Annotated in this window: 16 protein-coding genes and 1 pseudogene; 5 read left to right on the top strand and 12 right to left on the bottom strand. The window is 42.8% G+C overall.

The features are described 5' to 3' along the window. Positions 1–114: 114 nt before the first annotated feature. Positions 115–1275 (bottom strand): IS30 family transposase, encoded by a 1161-nt coding sequence (locus tag D0Y50_RS04080; RefSeq protein ID WP_108569053.1) that lies wholly within the window; start codon positions 1273–1275, stop codon positions 115–117. A gap of 271 nt (positions 1276–1546) precedes the next feature. On the opposite strand from D0Y50_RS04080, the pseudogene D0Y50_RS04075 reads away from it, so the two are divergent. Then, positions 1547–1762, top strand: a pseudogene (locus D0Y50_RS04075) (IS3 family transposase); the annotation flags it as partial. 41 nt (positions 1763–1803) lie between these two features. Here the strand turns inward: D0Y50_RS04075 and D0Y50_RS04070 are convergent. After that, positions 1804–2709, bottom strand: a complete 906-nt coding sequence (locus tag D0Y50_RS04070) for an HPP family protein (RefSeq protein WP_117315643.1) — start codon at positions 2707–2709, stop codon at positions 1804–1806. A gap of 67 nt (positions 2710–2776) precedes the next feature. Then, entirely contained in the window at positions 2777–4357 is a 1581-nt protein-coding gene (norR, locus tag D0Y50_RS04065) for a nitric oxide reductase transcriptional regulator NorR (protein WP_108569059.1), read from the bottom strand. 197 nt (positions 4358–4554) lie between these two features. Here norR and hmpA point away from each other — a divergent pair, with 197 nt between their 5' ends. From hmpA to gdhA, 3 genes are all read left to right on the top strand, one after another. Next, positions 4555–5745: an NO-inducible flavohemoprotein gene (gene hmpA / locus D0Y50_RS04060; protein WP_108569054.1), complete on the top strand. Its 1191-nt coding sequence runs from the start codon at positions 4555–4557 to the stop codon at positions 5743–5745. Positions 5746–6149: 404 nt separating this feature from the next. After that, positions 6150–6551, top strand: a complete 402-nt coding sequence (locus D0Y50_RS04055) for a GreA/GreB family elongation factor (protein WP_108569055.1) — start codon at positions 6150–6152, stop codon at positions 6549–6551. A gap of 25 nt (positions 6552–6576) precedes the next feature. Continuing rightward, positions 6577–7929: an NADP-specific glutamate dehydrogenase gene (gene gdhA / locus D0Y50_RS04050; protein ID WP_117315641.1), complete on the top strand. Its 1353-nt coding sequence runs from the start codon at positions 6577–6579 to the stop codon at positions 7927–7929. Between the two features lie 203 nt (positions 7930–8132). On the opposite strand, the gene D0Y50_RS04045 is transcribed toward gdhA, so the two are convergent. From D0Y50_RS04045 to D0Y50_RS19695, 6 genes are all read right to left on the bottom strand, one after another. Continuing rightward, entirely contained in the window at positions 8133–8456 is a 324-nt protein-coding gene (locus D0Y50_RS04045; RefSeq protein ID WP_232366453.1) for a cytochrome d ubiquinol oxidase subunit II, read from the bottom strand. Positions 8457–8743: 287 nt separating this feature from the next. After that, positions 8744–9217: a tautomerase family protein gene (locus D0Y50_RS04040; RefSeq protein WP_108569056.1), complete on the bottom strand. Its 474-nt coding sequence runs from the start codon at positions 9215–9217 to the stop codon at positions 8744–8746. Between the two features lie 40 nt (positions 9218–9257). Then, on the bottom strand, positions 9258–9689 hold the full coding sequence (locus D0Y50_RS04035; RefSeq protein ID WP_108569057.1) for a PaaI family thioesterase: 432 nt from the start codon (positions 9687–9689) through the stop codon (positions 9258–9260). A 15-nt stretch (positions 9690–9704) separates the two neighbouring features. Continuing rightward, positions 9705–10142, bottom strand: coding sequence for a hypothetical protein (locus D0Y50_RS04030; protein ID WP_108569058.1), 438 nt, complete (start codon positions 10140–10142; stop codon positions 9705–9707). Continuing rightward, positions 10120–10479, bottom strand: coding sequence for a hypothetical protein (locus D0Y50_RS19700; RefSeq protein WP_232366452.1), 360 nt, complete (start codon positions 10477–10479; stop codon positions 10120–10122). The genes D0Y50_RS04030 and D0Y50_RS19700 overlap by 23 nt, the downstream gene beginning before the upstream one ends. A gap of 30 nt (positions 10480–10509) precedes the next feature. Further along, on the bottom strand, positions 10510–10989 hold the full coding sequence (locus D0Y50_RS19695) for an alpha/beta hydrolase family protein (RefSeq protein WP_232366451.1): 480 nt from the start codon (positions 10987–10989) through the stop codon (positions 10510–10512). A 79-nt stretch (positions 10990–11068) separates the two neighbouring features. Between D0Y50_RS19695 and D0Y50_RS04020 the strand changes: the two genes are divergently transcribed. Beyond that, the gene (locus D0Y50_RS04020; protein ID WP_108567968.1) at positions 11069–11644 is read left to right on the top strand and encodes a TetR/AcrR family transcriptional regulator; all 576 of its coding nucleotides are present in this window, start codon (positions 11069–11071) and stop codon (positions 11642–11644) included. 20 nt (positions 11645–11664) lie between these two features. On the opposite strand, the gene D0Y50_RS04015 is transcribed toward D0Y50_RS04020, so the two are convergent. From D0Y50_RS04015 to D0Y50_RS04005, 3 genes are all read right to left on the bottom strand, one after another. Next, positions 11665–12417, bottom strand: coding sequence for an SDR family NAD(P)-dependent oxidoreductase (locus D0Y50_RS04015; RefSeq protein ID WP_108567967.1), 753 nt, complete (start codon positions 12415–12417; stop codon positions 11665–11667). Between the two features lie 1318 nt (positions 12418–13735). Then, a complete protein-coding gene (gene recA, locus D0Y50_RS04010) occupies positions 13736–14803 on the bottom strand; it encodes a recombinase RecA (RefSeq protein ID WP_108568212.1) in 1068 nt (355 codons plus the stop codon). 149 nt (positions 14804–14952) lie between these two features. Continuing rightward, the gene (locus D0Y50_RS04005) at positions 14953–15483 is read right to left on the bottom strand and encodes a CinA family protein (RefSeq protein WP_108568222.1); all 531 of its coding nucleotides are present in this window, start codon (positions 15481–15483) and stop codon (positions 14953–14955) included. Positions 15484–15500 lie beyond the last annotated feature (17 nt).

Raw genomic sequence — 15500 nt, 5'->3', positions numbered from 1 at the left:
CATATTTGATCTGACACTTTTGTTAAGAAAGTCAGACTCGACCTTACAGTCAGTTAGGCGCGAGGAGTCGTTGCTTAATTGCCTTCCAAGTAAAGTCCGCTGAAGACCTTGAGTTCAATTGATAGCTGCAACACACCGGTTAAATCTCTGAGCTGGTGTTTCATAGTCTAGCGTCTTTCTCGGCCTTTCGTTAAGTTGCCTTGCGATGCTACTCAGCTTTTGTTGACTGTGTACTGATAAGTCAGTGCTTTTGGGGAAATACTGTCTCAACAGTCTATTGGTATTTTCATTTGAACCGCGTTGCCAAGGAGAATGGGGATCACACAGATATACTTTGATGTCAGTTGCCAGTGTGAACTTCCTGTGGTCTTTGATTTCCCTGCCTCTATCCCACGTGAGAGATTTATACAATTCGCTTGGCAGCTTTTGGGCTTGTTTAATCAGTGCAGCGATAACAGTAGATGACTTACTATCTTCCACTTTGGCGAGCATCACGTAACGAGAATGGCGTTCAACAAGCGTTGCAATATAACTGTTCTTTGAGCCGCATATGAGGTCGCCTTCCCAGTGCCCGGGAACAGCTCTATCGTCAACGGAAGCTGGCCGCTCGCTGATTGATAAAGCATCTGGAATTTGGCCTAAGCCGCGTCCTTTTAGCGTTGATGCACGAGACTTTCGGACAGCTCTTTCCGTTCTCAAACACCGTTGCAGCTCTTTCTTCCACGCTCCTCGCGTCTGAATGAACAATGTTTTATAGATGGTTTCGTGGGACACGTACATTTCCTGATTATCGGGATATAGTCGCTTTAACCAACCCGCAATTTGTTGTGGTGACCACGCTCTTTTAAGCTTAACCGCTATCAGTTTACACAACTCTGGCGAGCCGATTAATTTACATGGCTTAGGCCTTAGGGCTTCGTCCCATGCTCGTTGCTCTGCTTTAACCGCACGGTAGCGCTCCAATCCGCCATTTCGTTTTATCTCTCGACTGATTGTAGATGGCGCTCTGGACAAACGTCTGGCAATTTCTCGAATGGATTGTTTACTGACTAAGCACCGTGATATCTCTTCTCTTTCATCAAGCGAAAGAGATTGTGGATGCCTTTTTCGTTCTGGTGGCCGAAACCCACCAGTTTGATAAATGGTGGGCATAATTGAAGAATGATAGCGGTCAAACATTCTGGCAATGTCATGCAGCGAATCGCCTTGCTTATATCTGTCCCAAATAAGTGCTTTTTGTTCAGGTGAATAATAGATGCGCTTTCTTTGTTTCATGGCAACGTTCCTCCTTAAATAAGGATAGCGTTGCATTCACCAATTGAACTCAAGACAAAGAGCGGACGTTCAACGCCTTCATAAGCGGCGCAGAAGCTTGCGAAGAATGAGGCACAAGCCCCCCTATGCGTCAGGACGCGAAAATATGTTCAACGTCGCAGCTCAGAAGGAAAAAGTGACAGATAAATACAGCGATGTTTAAAGAGGTATTTAGCGCGAGAATTATATCCCATGATTGTTTCAGATCTTTCATCCTTGACATAGGAGCGTCAATAGCCCGATGGAACGCTTCTTCAAAAGCCTTAAAACCGAATGGATTCCAACAACTGGCTACCGGAACTTTACTGAAGCAAAGCAGAAGATTGGTGATTACATTCATGGCTATTACAGCCGACTGAGACCGCATTCATATAACGGTGGTTTAACGCCCAATGAATCGGAGAAACGTTACTGGAATAGCTACAACGATGTGGCCAAAATGACTTGACCACTACAAGCTAAGTATCAGTTTGACTATTAACCAGCATGCTAAACTTGCGATGGCGTCATTTTCATTTTTGCCCATTCGGCAAATTCTTGATAGGTACAGCAATCGGAGAATCCCTTCCCATCACCTTCAACCACCCTATATATAAGCAAGTACTTATGCTTACTATTATGTTTTCTTTCGTCTACAACCTGACGAACAGACCATAAACGCCCAGTTTGGTTATTTGTGTAGAATGCGCCCATTTCGAGCTCAAAACCGGCTATTAATTCTTCGTGTAAAATCGTATCAGCTAAGTCAATGATATGTTTAATTTGCTCGTCACTGGCATCAATAACCAATTCTGACCGGTTGATTGCCTCATGGATATGTCGCATTTTTATGCGTCTCGTGTCAGGGTTATAGCCTATCCCCTTATATCGCATAAGACTTTGCGGGTAACGCCTCCAGTGAAAAAGATTGTTGAACAGTATCGCAACAGCAAACAGAATCATGCAGTTGATAATAGTTGGAGTGAGCACGTACCAATAACTTAAATCCGTTATCGCAGACCCACCAATTACAGCTGCCAAAGCGGTAGCACCACCTGGAGGATGTAGTGAGCGGGATAGGTGCATAATAAATATCGAAAGCGACACTGCTACCGGAGCGGCAATAAAGAGATTTTCAATGTATTGTGCACTTGTAACGCCGACAATAGCAGAAAGAATATTGCCAGCGAAGAATGCCCATGGCGTCGATAGCTGGCCATGAGGAACAGCAAAAAGAAGGACCGTTGACGCTCCCATGGATGGTAAAATTGCCGCTGCTCCCTCCGTGCCTAGCAACCATGTTGTAAGAAAAAAGCATAAGAATATAGCGAGCATTCCACCGATAGTGGCAACGACTTTTTCTGATACAACTACGTTGTTTTGAAAACCCCAAAACCGTTTTAGCGTATTTAACATATATTCCTTTGTAAGGTCAGATATAGGAAACGTATAGACAATATCTATAATTTCTGTGAACGAAAAGCTACGTTCTTATCTTTTTCACTAGGGTGATATTAAGGCGCTTCGCCAGTCTGACAAGATTTGCACGGTCTATTGACAGAGATCTGGCTGCCTTAGACCAGTTGTTTTCTGCGTGATGCAATGCCTTGATAATGAGTTGACGTTGAAATTTATCTGTTGCTTCCCGTAAGTCGGTATGGCTATCGGTCTCGAAACATACGGTGGACGAATCTGTGTCTTTACTTGTTAAAGAGTCTGAAGACACGGTTAAACCGGTAATGTCAGATGGCTCAATTATTGTATTTCCGGTTGGATTCTTCTCTCGAGCATAAAGTGCTGCGCGTGATATTACGTGCTCTAACTCTCTTACATTTCCCGGCCAGTGATAAACTGTCAGTTTATAAATTGCTTCTTTAGCCAGTATCAACTTTTGCAGTCCCAGACTTCGCCGCATTTTCTCTGCAAAATAGCCAGCCAGAAGCGGAACATCGCTTTGTCTGTCTCTAAGAGGCGGGACATATATCGGAAACACTATGAGACGATGATAAAGATCGGCCCGGAAGCGTTTATTTTGAACTTCATGCCCTAACTCTCTATTCGTAGCAGCAATAATTCTAACGTCCACTTTTCGACTCTTATCCTGACCGACGACCTGAATTTCCTGATTCTGTATTGCTCTCAGCAATGTACCCTGAATTTCAAGCGGAAGCTCTCCAATTTCGTCCAGAAATAATGTTCCGCCATCAGCAAGTAAGAACTTACCATCGCGGTCGTTTGCGGCACTGGTAAACGCACCTTTCACGTGGCCGAAGAGTTCACTTTCTATCAGATGAACAGGAATAGCAGCGCAATTTACATATACGAGCGTTTTATTCCGCCGGTTTGATTGATAATGTAGCTCACGGGCAACAAGTTCTTTGCCCACACCAGTTTCACCTTGCACCAAAATTGTGAGGTCGGACGAAGCTGCCAGTCGAATGGTCTGCTTTAATTTTTTTGTCGCAACACTATTTCCTATTATTTCTTCACCCTGATGATGCTCAGAGCTATTCTCATTCATTGCCCGTAATACATGCTGAGTATGAGTCTTCTGTTTATTTAACTCTCTGATATATAAAGCAGCATATAAAAGCCGGGCTGCCAGCCTGGACAGTGTGTCAACTGAAGCGGCATCAAGCGCATCATACTCATTAGGCTCCAGGCTATCGAGAGTAAGTACACCTAGCAACGTTTCATCTTTATATAAAGGAATTCCCATACAGGAATGTACGTTCATATTATGGTTATGACTTGCAATCATTCCATCATAGGGGTCTGGTAACGGCGAATCAGCTGAAAAGCGAGTGACCGCCCTCGTGCTACAGATTGCTTTTAAACGTGGATGTTGCTCTGGAATAAACCGTCGCCCCATGACGTCATCGGACAACCCTCTCTGCGCAACGGGAACAAGTGTCTCGTGTCGAAAAATCAATAGTGCTACAGCATCTGCTTTAATAGTTGCACAAACGGCAGAAATCAAACTTTCATAAAAACAATTCATCGAAACTGCGGCGGACAGATCAAGGGCAAAGTTAACCAAACTAAATTGAGATATTTTACTCATGAGACCATTTTGTATTGACACGAAGTATAGGTCATTATGACACAAACGATCCTAATTAGCCCATTAAGTGATGAGTCATTTTGACACATAGCTTAAAGAGTTATTCGTAACACATTGATACTAAGTGAAATAAAATTTGGCACACGAGTCGCATTACTCATAGCTACCAAATACTTAACGTCATTAAAGGTATGTTAATGCTTACTCAAACTCATATAGATACTGTCAAAGCGACCATTCCACTACTTGCTTCGGGAGGAACCGCAATTACCGAACATTTTTACGCCCGAATGTTCTTACATAATCCTGAGCTTAAAAATATATTTAACATGACGCATCAGAAAACAGGTCGTCAGCCAGCGGCTCTATTTAATGCGATAGCTGCATACGCTGCCAACATAGATCAGTTAGAGCTACTGACAGATGCCGTTATGCGTATTGCACACAAGCATACCAGTTTTAATATCCAGCCTGAACAGTACGCAATAGTGGGACATCATCTGATTGAGACATTGAGAGAATTGGCTCCGGACGCGTTTACTCCTGATGTTGAAGAGGCATGGACAGCTGCATATGGTCAATTAGCAGACATTTTCATTAAAGTTGAAAGTGAATTGTATCAACAAAGAGCTGCTGTAAAAGGAGGCTGGTCTGGCTTCAGAGCCTTTTCTGTCGTCTCAAAAGAGACCGAATCCGAACTCGTAACCAGTTTTACCTTAATGCCCGTCGATGGCGGTAGTGTTATCGATTATAAACCGGGCCAGTATTTAGGAATAAAGGTGCATCCTCATGGTAGTGAGCATGATGAAATAAGGCAGTATTCACTATCAACTGCCGCGAATGGAAAATCCTATCGCATTAGTGTTAAACGGGAAGGCCTGGGTGAAATGTGTGGTGTAATGTCTAATTATCTTCATTTAAAAATAAATGTTGGCGATGAAGTCTTGGTCATGCCCCCTGCCGGGGACTTTTATCTAAAACAACTTGATACTCCGGTTATATTGATTTCTGCAGGTGTGGGTCTGACGCCTATGCAAGCGATGTTAGATTCTTTAGTAAAAGAGAACTTCGCACATCCGGTGACCTATCTTCACGCATGTAAAAATCGAAATCAGCATTCTTTCAAAGGACATGTTGAGAGTGTTAAGAATACTCTGAACCTGCAGTCGCACACGTGGTATGAAAATGACGTTAGCAGTGGTCAAAATGAAACTATCGGAAGAATGAAAATAGAAGACGTTAAAGGTTCTTTACCACTGAAAGAGGGCGAGTTTTATCTCTGTGGACCTTTGCAATTTATGCTTGCTATCAAGCATGAATTATTAGCCTTGGGCGTCAGTCAATCGCGAATCAATTATGAATTATTCGGACCGCATCAAGAAGTTTAATCAAGTTTCAACGATAATTGACGCCAATAAACTCTTTGATAAATCAGCCAAAAAAATACCTTAAAGAATAAAATATTGCTCATGGCGAAAAACTCAGAACTTTTCACTGCTAATTCCATAAATACGGAGCGATATAATCTTAAAAGTTCTTGTTATTTTTTTATTAAGTATTAATATCAGTGACAGCAATGAGGAAATCATGACTAAGCACTGTAATCTCAACAAGAGCATTTTACTCACCTTACCCAATTAAGCCGGATGCAGTTCTGCATTCGGCCGCCTCTTATTTATCTAAAACCAGAAATTCCGTACCGGAATAAATTAAAGCTATAGATTAAATTTCTATTTCCTCACAGGGAAGGCTCTCCTGCGGGTGATTTTTAATTCAAAGAGGAAGGATTATCATGTCAAGAAAACCTAACATCACAATTTCATATGAAGACTTGAGTGATATTGAAGAACAGCTAAGAAAAATTAAATTACCGGCTGAAAGGTTTGACGAATTAGAAAAAGAATTAGTTCGCGCCAAAGTCGTTAACATTAAAGATCTTGCTCCAGACGTGGTGGCAATAGGTTCTCAGGTTACATTTAAAATAAGTAAGTTTGATAAATACTTGACTAAAACACTCTGCCTTCCATTGGATATGCATAAATACGAAGACGGCATTTCAATTTTCGCACCAATTGGCTCGGCATTACTAGGTTTAAGAGCTGGTCAAAAAATTAGCTGGAATACTAAAAGTGGCGAACAACAAATTGATATATTAGAAGTAAAAAGAAAAGTCCGTTATCTCGTCTGTGATTAGAAGGTAATCATTAACAGGTTGATTTATGAATTATTTAAGTACTACTATTTCTCAGCTAAAACAAAGCAGTCCGGCACAAACTGAATTTTATCAGGCTGTTGAGGAAGTCCTGCGAACTCTGGAACCTGTTCTGGAAAAAAACAACTATTATGCGAAGCATTCAATTATACAGCGATTAGTTGAACCCGAAAGACAAATTATGTTTCGGGTGCCCTGGCAAGATGACAGCGGAAATATACAGATTAATAAGGGATACCGCATTGAATTTAATTCGGCACTTGGTCCGTACAAAGGAGGACTTCGTTTTCATCCTTCGGTCAATGCCAGTATTATAAAATTCTTAGGATTTGAACAAATATTTAAAAATGCGTTAACTGGCCTGCCAATTGGGGGGGGCAAAGGAGGCGCAAATTTCGATCCAAAAGGACGAAGCGATGCCGAAATAATGCGTTTTTGTCAGTCATTCATGAACGAACTCTATCGTCATATTGGACCCAATACTGATGTGCCTGCCGGTGATATTGGTGTAGGCGCCAGAGAAATAGGCTACATGTTCGGTCAATACAAAAGACTGACCGGGAAATATGAGGGCGTGCTTACCGGAAAAGGTTTGCTTTGGGGTGGTTCGTACGCGCGAAAGGAGGCAACAGGATATGGAACAGTATATTTCGCAGATCACATGCTTAATGCACGAGGCGAAAACTTACAGGGACAACGTTGCCTCGTGTCCGGTGCTGGAAATGTCGCTATTTATGCAATGGAGAAGCTTTATCAACTTGGTGCTACTCCTATTGCCTGTAGTGACTCAACCGGTACGCTATATCATGCGCAAGGGTTGGATCTGTCTCTTATTAAGGAACTCAAAGAAAAAGAACGTACTTCGCTTTTACGTTACTTAAATTCTCACCCCAGGGCACAGTTCATTCCGATCAGTGAATATCCTTCAGGAGGACATACTATTTGGCGATACAAGGCAGACTTAGCGTTTCCATGTGCCACCCAAAATGAGTTAACAACTCGTGATGCCGAAGCACTGGTTTCTAATGGATGCAAATTGGTTAGTGAAGGTGCAAATATGGCTGCTTCACAAGGTGCGGTAGAGTACTTTCTTAAAGCCGGTATTTCTTATGGTCCGGGTAAGGCCGCTAACGCCGGGGGAGTAGCGACAAGTCAGTTAGAAATGGCGCAAAACGCCAGTATGCAAAAATGGACTTTCGAACAAGTCGATTGTCAATTACTACAAATAACGAAGGATATTTATCTACGAGCCAGTGAGACTGCAAGAGAATTCGGTGCGCCCGGTAACCTTGTATTAGGAGCTAATATTGCTGCCTTTCGTCGGGTTGCAGACGCAATGATTGAGCAAGGTGTAGTTTAAAAAACGCATAAAGTGAATTCAGATCGCCTCGAAATTCATGTCAAATCTAGTCTGAATGCAAGAAACAAATAAATATCAGAACCTCATCATCATCTAGTCACGGTGACGGGACTGCAGCTGACTTTTATAAACATCACTTTAATTACTATTAAATACAGATGAGGCAAATCTACAGCCTGAAAAGTTCAGGCTGTTTACTGTTCTTAATAATAAGATAGTTTTTCCGATTTACCGGCAAATATTCGGTATACCATAACAGTGTAAGCAAGAATACAAGGGACGACAACAACGGTACCTACCAACAAAAAACGAAGAGAATTCGCGTCTGCCAGCGCATCCATGATGGTGAGCTTACCCGGTACAACATAGGGATAGTAACTTATCCCGAACGCAGCAAAACATAGCAGAAATACAAGCAGAGCTAACGCAAAAGGCAGCCATTCACCTTTCCCGTCCGCCTCCGGCAGCTTTTGTAGCACGACACCACATAAAGCCAGTAAACCAAAACACGTTACAGGTATAGCCATCAACAAAAAGCCTAAGGGGCTTTCTAACCAGAGTGCCCGCACTTCTGCGTGCAGCGTTAAATTTAAAAAACTTACGGCAATAATGCCCCCAGCCAATATCACCTTTCATAGAATAGAAGTCAGCTTAAGACAAACAGCGGACGCTCAATATGTTGCTGTTGCTAGGCAGTAAGGAATTAGTCTCTTCCACTGGTAGCTTACATAGTTGGAGAGTATCTGAGAAACTTGTTAAGTATTCGATGTACCTATCCAAATATTTTTTGTAAATCCTCTTTTTATTTTGCTTTTTAAGTCAGTGCTTCACGAATTTTCTCAATCCGTTCAGACGTAAAAATGCCAGTTTCAAGAAGATCTAAGATCGATAGTGTACTGCCCCGAGCTCCCCAACTTCCTTCCTCAATAACGCGAAATGTAGTCCACCATGTAGGAGAGGCCTCTTCCATATCACAGGCGTCAGCCATGGCTGAAAGCACGTTTTCAATTATCTGCTTTCGCACTATGTTGGGCCACGCAGCATCCATTACGCAGATGTCGATAGTAGCCACATCAGGAACTTCAAGAGAATCAGATAGCAACCGTCCGCCAATGGCTATGCGGTCAAGTGAACGTTCGTTAAAATGTACTTGAAAACCAAAACGTGCCCGAGGCTCTGAACGACCAACTTCTGGTACCAATACAGCATCAGTGAGCGATTCTGAGAGTAGGCTGCGCTGCTCTGATGACAGGCGGCCTTTGGGAGTAGTGACGGTAATTATAGTCATAATAGAACCTCGAATAAATCGGGTGATCAAAATGGTAAGCTTAGCGCTTTATAAAACAGGTAGCGTAGCCACTGGCTAACAGTTTTCCATCACTATTTTTCAAAACTCCCTCAGCTATTCCTATAGAACGTGAAATATGAGTGACTCTGGCTTCAGCCACAAGAGGTTCATTCAAGGGAACGGGCCTCATCATTTTAACTGTTAGATCCACGGTACCGTAACTAACTCCTTTCTCTAATTCACTATGCACTGCACATCCTGTTACTGAATCCAGTACAGTGGCAGCGAAGCCTCCATGCACACCTCCCATAGGATTACAGTGTTGTTTTGTCGCTTGACAGTTTATCGTTACGCTTCCCTCACGAACCTTAAGTTCGGACATTCCCATTGTTTTGAAAATTGTTGGCGCTGGAATAGCTTCTGAGACAATTGCTTCTAGGTGAGCTAGCCCAGACATTTCACTTAATTTCATTTTTTTACCTTTCAATTAAGTATTTTGGTTTTGTTTGCTTTCGTTACGTTCACTGGCTGTTATATAAAAAGCTAAAACATAAACAGTCAATAAAATACCAAGTGAAGCCTCCATCAGTATCAATACATGGATTTTTAAGGAAATATCTAAAAAAGAGGAATAGTTGTAGTGTCCAAGTGTCAATAAATTGCACAGTCCATAAACTAAGAGTACAGATCCGCCGACATAAGACCTTTCCCTTTTAATAAAGTAATAGCCGACTGGTGCCAGAGGAGTCATAACGAACCAAAAAGCATCGACCATTCGTGTATTTATCCATGTTGGTTCAGGGTATTCAGAGAAAAAAGCAATGTTGTCAATGTAGTGAAAAATACTACTCAGAACGGTGAGAATAATTATCCAAAACAATATCGTTAGTCTTAATTCAGAATCATGGGTGGATAGCACTTTCATTTTTTCTCTCGATATCGGTGAACCAATCCAACGTAGCTTGCCATAGCGGTTCTGCACTCTTCCTGAAATACCCCATGTGACCAACAGTGCCAGAAAGAACATTTGGGTTTAGATCAATACGGGAAACCGGTGCGCTTGAATAGAACCTTACAAACGCATCGCGAGATTGAGGCAAAGCCCAAAGGTCATCCAGAGCATTGACAGCAACAATTGGCGTTCTTACAGAATCATATAACTTTTCAATTCCAGCCATTTTCGGGTCGTCAAAGAAGTAATGCGGAAAGCGGCACCAGTGCCTCCATTGGGTAAAAACATTGCGGGGTAGATCTTCCCCCATACCCAATATTTGCCAAGCACAATACCCTTTTCACCACGTCAATATGGGTAATACGATATTCCACATAGTAAGCACTTTCAGCTTTTCAGAAAGAGGCATATATCCGTGCCAGCCAGCACCTGTTCCATATACATAGAAACCAGAGATTTTATTATGATTTGGGAGTAGACCAAAAGCATGCCCACCATAAGAATGGCCAACAAGAAACAAAGGAACATCATCTTGACTTTCACTTTCTACTACTGCCGCTAAATCAAGCTTACCCCAATCAAGAAGATTCATTCTGAAGCCTTTTAAAGAATCGGGTTTAGATTCGCCTATTCCTCGGTAGTCAAATGTAATCGTTTCAAATCCTCGATCACTGGCAAAATTCGCAAACCTACGATAGAACCCTTGAGGGACACCAGTTGCTCCGGCAACTATTACCCTCCCTTTTAAACTACATTTAGCCTCAAACTTATTACCTTTGAGTCGATAATTGTCGCTAGTAACATATTGAACTGCCTTCATTGCCCACCAAATTATAACGAGTGTCTTAATTGTTTTTCGATGCTATCCTATAACAAGTGTTATAACAAGAGAGATTTTCATGAGTAAGAATTCGGCTGAAAATAGGAAGCGCGTCATTGAGACTGCTGCAACAATATTATCTACGAGAGGATTAAAAGGAGTAAGTATCCGTGAGGTATCTAAATTAGCGAATGCTCCACTTGGCTCTACTTATCACCACTTTCCTGATGGTAAAGTGCAGATAGTTACCGAGGCGATAGAGTGGGCAGGTGAGCAGGCAGCCATCACAATGAAAAACTGTCTGACTAGTGACGCAAAAAATGGTTTATTGTTATTTCTTCAGCAATGGTATGAACGCGTGCGTTCTTCTGCGTTTAGGCAAGGGTGCCCTATTGTTGCTGCGGCAATTGAAGCCTCACAAAATGAACACGAAGAACATGTGAGAACGGCTATAGCAGATGTATTTGGACGTTGGCAGAAAATCCTTATTGAGCATTTCTTGTCGCAAGGTAAAACTGTAGAGTATTCAAAGTCGCTCGCTCTCACAACCATTTCCTGTATAGAAGGGGCCGTGATACTCTGCCGAGGTTATCAAAATATGGAGCCCTTCGACGCTATTATCAACACACTTCCTCTAATAATTAGTAGTGATTAAAAATTATTTAAGAGATATTTTTAAAACTTTTCGGAGAATGGCCGCAGATCAAGTTCATGAGTCCACGTTGACATTTCTTGGTTATACAAGTAAAGATAGGCAGAAGCTATAGCATCGGTAGAGAGCGAGCCATCCAGTCCGCGTTCGTTTAATAGTTTTTGTCCTATTCCATCACCATATTCTGCTAGACGTGTTCCATTGATGATGCCGTCGATAATCGTGTGAACAACATGAATCCCTTTAGGCCCGAATTCTTTGGCTAACGATTGTGACAAAGTACGAAGTCCTGACTTACTGCTAGCGAACGCAGAATATCCGGCGTTACCGCGAGTAGAAGCCGTTGCGCCAGTATAAATCAATGTACCGCGGTTATTAGGCAGCATTCTTGAAATAGCTTGTTGAGAGACCAATGCAGCGGTCAGCCAATTGGTGTGCCACATTTTTCTAAGATATTCTGGCTTCATTTCCAGAAAGTTTTTCGGAATATTTGGCTCGGCAGCATTATAAACCAACAAGTCACATAGCATATCTTTATCGTCTACAGCTTCAAATATCTCCTCTATTTTTTCTTCATTAGAAACGTCTGATACCAACGTAAAAAACTTCCCTTTACAATCCAATTGAGCCAAATCCTGTGACAAGCTATCAAGTTTTTCCTGAGAACGTCCTACTGCAATTACATTTACACCAGACTGAAGCAAACTCGCGCACAAAGCTCCTCCAACACCGTTTCTATATCCAACGCCTACTATTAAAGCGAGCTTATTATTCATGTATAAAATCCAGTAAGTATTTATTGCACCACTCCTATTAGTATTGCACCCCGCGATAAATATAACAACTGTTATAATTATAGAGGGTTATCATAAAACACCATTTCTCATCTAGTTAAGGCCTTAATATAATGAAATAAGTTTCCAATTCTTTTTGGGTTTATTCTATTTTTTCTGTTAATCAGCAAGGTTCTCTGTCACTCTGGAACATTCTTGTAGCTTTATCATTTTTCTTGGATATCAGTTTTTTGCAACCTTCAAAATAGTGTGACTATCTGTAACTAACCGTCCGCTTCACGTTGTGGATTCAATTGATGAATGCAACACATAGGTTAAATGGTTTAGCTGGTGTTCAAGCTCTTATGAGTCAACGACAGGAAATGTCACAGAGCTGCTTGCCAGGTCAGATAAGGCTCTTTTTATAAGTATCCGATCGAGTTTAGCCAAATCCAACTTATTATTGGTACATCCCTTGTCTTAGCAAGTAATAGAGAAAAATGAATGCCTATCCGGCAACCTTCAATACGGAATGGGCGAATATAAGCGCGTATTTTAATTCGACTACCGCAAAAACAGTACCATTACACAGGTGCTTTACCGAGAGCTTTAGTTAGAATGCAATAAAGTTGACTGGAGGCATCTATGGACAGTAATGAATTGAGAAGTGAACTACTAGAAGCGAATCAACGCATTGACAAGGTAGAGGTTTTGCTACGCAATCTTCTTTGTCTCAGAAATCTAGATGAGGATAGGTTTACTATCCCACACCTTGATTTGGTGGTAACGCTTTAGACAGCGGTGAATCTGCTATCGAAGTGAAAAAGATGCGCGAAGCGCATGGAGCGAGGAACGACTGGAAGGAGTCGCCGCAGCGGTTACCACGCCTCGATGTTTATCCATCTGAGATTGCTGATGCGGCATCATCATTTCTTGCTACATCAACTATCGCCACAGCCATCCCTGCTAAACGCTTTTAAGAAATCACATCTATCATATAAAAAACGTACACACTATTATACATAGTGTGTACGTTTAAAGTAGAAGTCTTAAGCTATATTAGTCAAGACCTGCCACTCACTCACTCGCGAATGTACATGGTTTTTCCTCTTTACTCCAATATGCGGGCATTTTTAACGTGGTACAGGGGGCCTTACAACATTATTGTTGCAACGCTACCGAGGATAGTATGGGAGCGGCTGCCGCCAGTGTGGCATATCAGTATGCCGCTAGCTTCATTCTTGCCCCAGGGTGCGCACGTATCCCGGCGCCCCCCCTTCTCTCTACCCACAGCGAGCATACATGCTGCGCTAAGCCGTTTTTATTCGGGCGCTTCGTCTTTTACTGCCTCAGCTTTACCCGCTTTACCTGCTTTATCTTCTTTTTCTACTTTTACGTTTTTAGGTAAAAGCAGTTCCTCGCGAATTTTCTTTTCAATTTCTGCGGCAATAGCAGGGTTTTCTTTCAGGAAATTAATGACGTTGGCTTTACCTTGGCCAATTCTATCGCCTTTATAGCTATACCAGGCTCCGGCTTTATCCACTAATTTCTGTTTCACACCCAAGTCAATTAGCTCAGCTTCCTTACTAATACCTTCACCATAACGGATCATGAATTCAGCCTGACGGAACGGAGGAGCGACTTTGTTTTTTACCACTTTTACGCGGGTTTCATTACCCACGACTTCGTCACCTTCTTTCACCGCACCAATTCGACGGATGTCCAAACGTACAGAAGAGTAAAATTTCAGGGCATTCCCCCCGGTAGTGGTTTCTGGGTTACCAAACATTACGCCAATTTTCATCCGAATCTGGTTGATGAAAATACACAATGTGTTCGAGCGCTTAATGTTGGCGGTGAGCTTACGCAATGCCTGAGACATCAAGCGTGCCTGCAAACCTACGTGAGAATCTCCCATGTCCCCTTCAATTTCCGCTTTGGGGGTTAGTGCGGCAACCGAGTCAACAATAACTACATCTACAGCGCCGGAACGCACGAGCATGTCGCAAATTTCCAATGCCTGTTCACCGGTATCAGGCTGAGAGACCAGCAGGTCATCAATATTCACGCCCAGCTTTTCAGCGTAGATAGGGTCCAGCGCGTGCTCAGCATCCACGAACGCACAGGTTTTGCCTTTTTTCTGGGCCTCGGCAATTACCTGCAATGTCAGGGTAGTTTTACCTGATGATTCAGGGCCATAAATTTCAACCACACGCCCACACGGCAAGCCCCCTATTCCCAATGCAATATCAATACTCAGGGAGCCGGTAGAAATAGCCTCGATATCCATTGCCTGGTTGTCGCCCAGGCGCATAATCGCACCCTTACCGAATTGCTTTTCTATTTGCCCAAGGGCCGCGGTAAGCGCTTTCGTTTTATTATCGTCCACAGAAACTTCCTCTAGAAGTGAAGCGGTGGCATTTCCCCAGCGCCCATGCGCTGACCACGCTTTATAACTCAAAATTCAATGATGCTATTTTATACTGTATAATTATACAGTTTCAAGAGCAGCGTTACTTTTTTCTTAACCTATAAGCCTCAGCTTACCTTTTCAACTAGTCTGTTGTGCAGTAGTTCAATAGCAAACCGCACTGCTGCGTGACGTACTGCGGCCCGGTCGCCCTTGAACTGCTGGCATACGGTGATGATGTCATTATCCATAGCCAGGCCAAACCAGACGGTACCGACCGGTTTAGCAGTACTGCCACCGCCTGGCCCAGCGATGCCACTGGTACTGATGCCTATGGTGGCCTGGCTCCGTTGGCGGGTTCCTTGAGCCATTTCCCCTACACATTGTGAAGATACTGCGCCATATTCAGTTAGTGTTTGCTCGCTTACACCCAATAGCTGCTGCTTTGCCTGATTGGAATACGTGACGAACGACTGATTAAACCAATCAGAGCTGCCCGCCACCGCTGTTAGAGCAAATGCTACGCCCCCACCGGTGCAGGATTCAGCACAGGCAACAGAGCCGTTTTGGGCTCTTAATCCTGCGCCTATCCGTGTTATCATTCGGCTCAACTCAGCATCGGCGTCACTGTCACTTAGCGTTGAAAAAAGCTCACTCATAGGAATAATACGTCGCT

It is taken from the genome of Salinimonas sediminis (assembly GCF_003429285.1).
GTDB lineage: Bacteria > Pseudomonadota > Gammaproteobacteria > Enterobacterales > Alteromonadaceae > Alteromonas > Alteromonas indica.
Note: the sequence above shows the minus strand (reverse complement) of the source record. Positions and strands in the feature narration are given on the sequence as shown.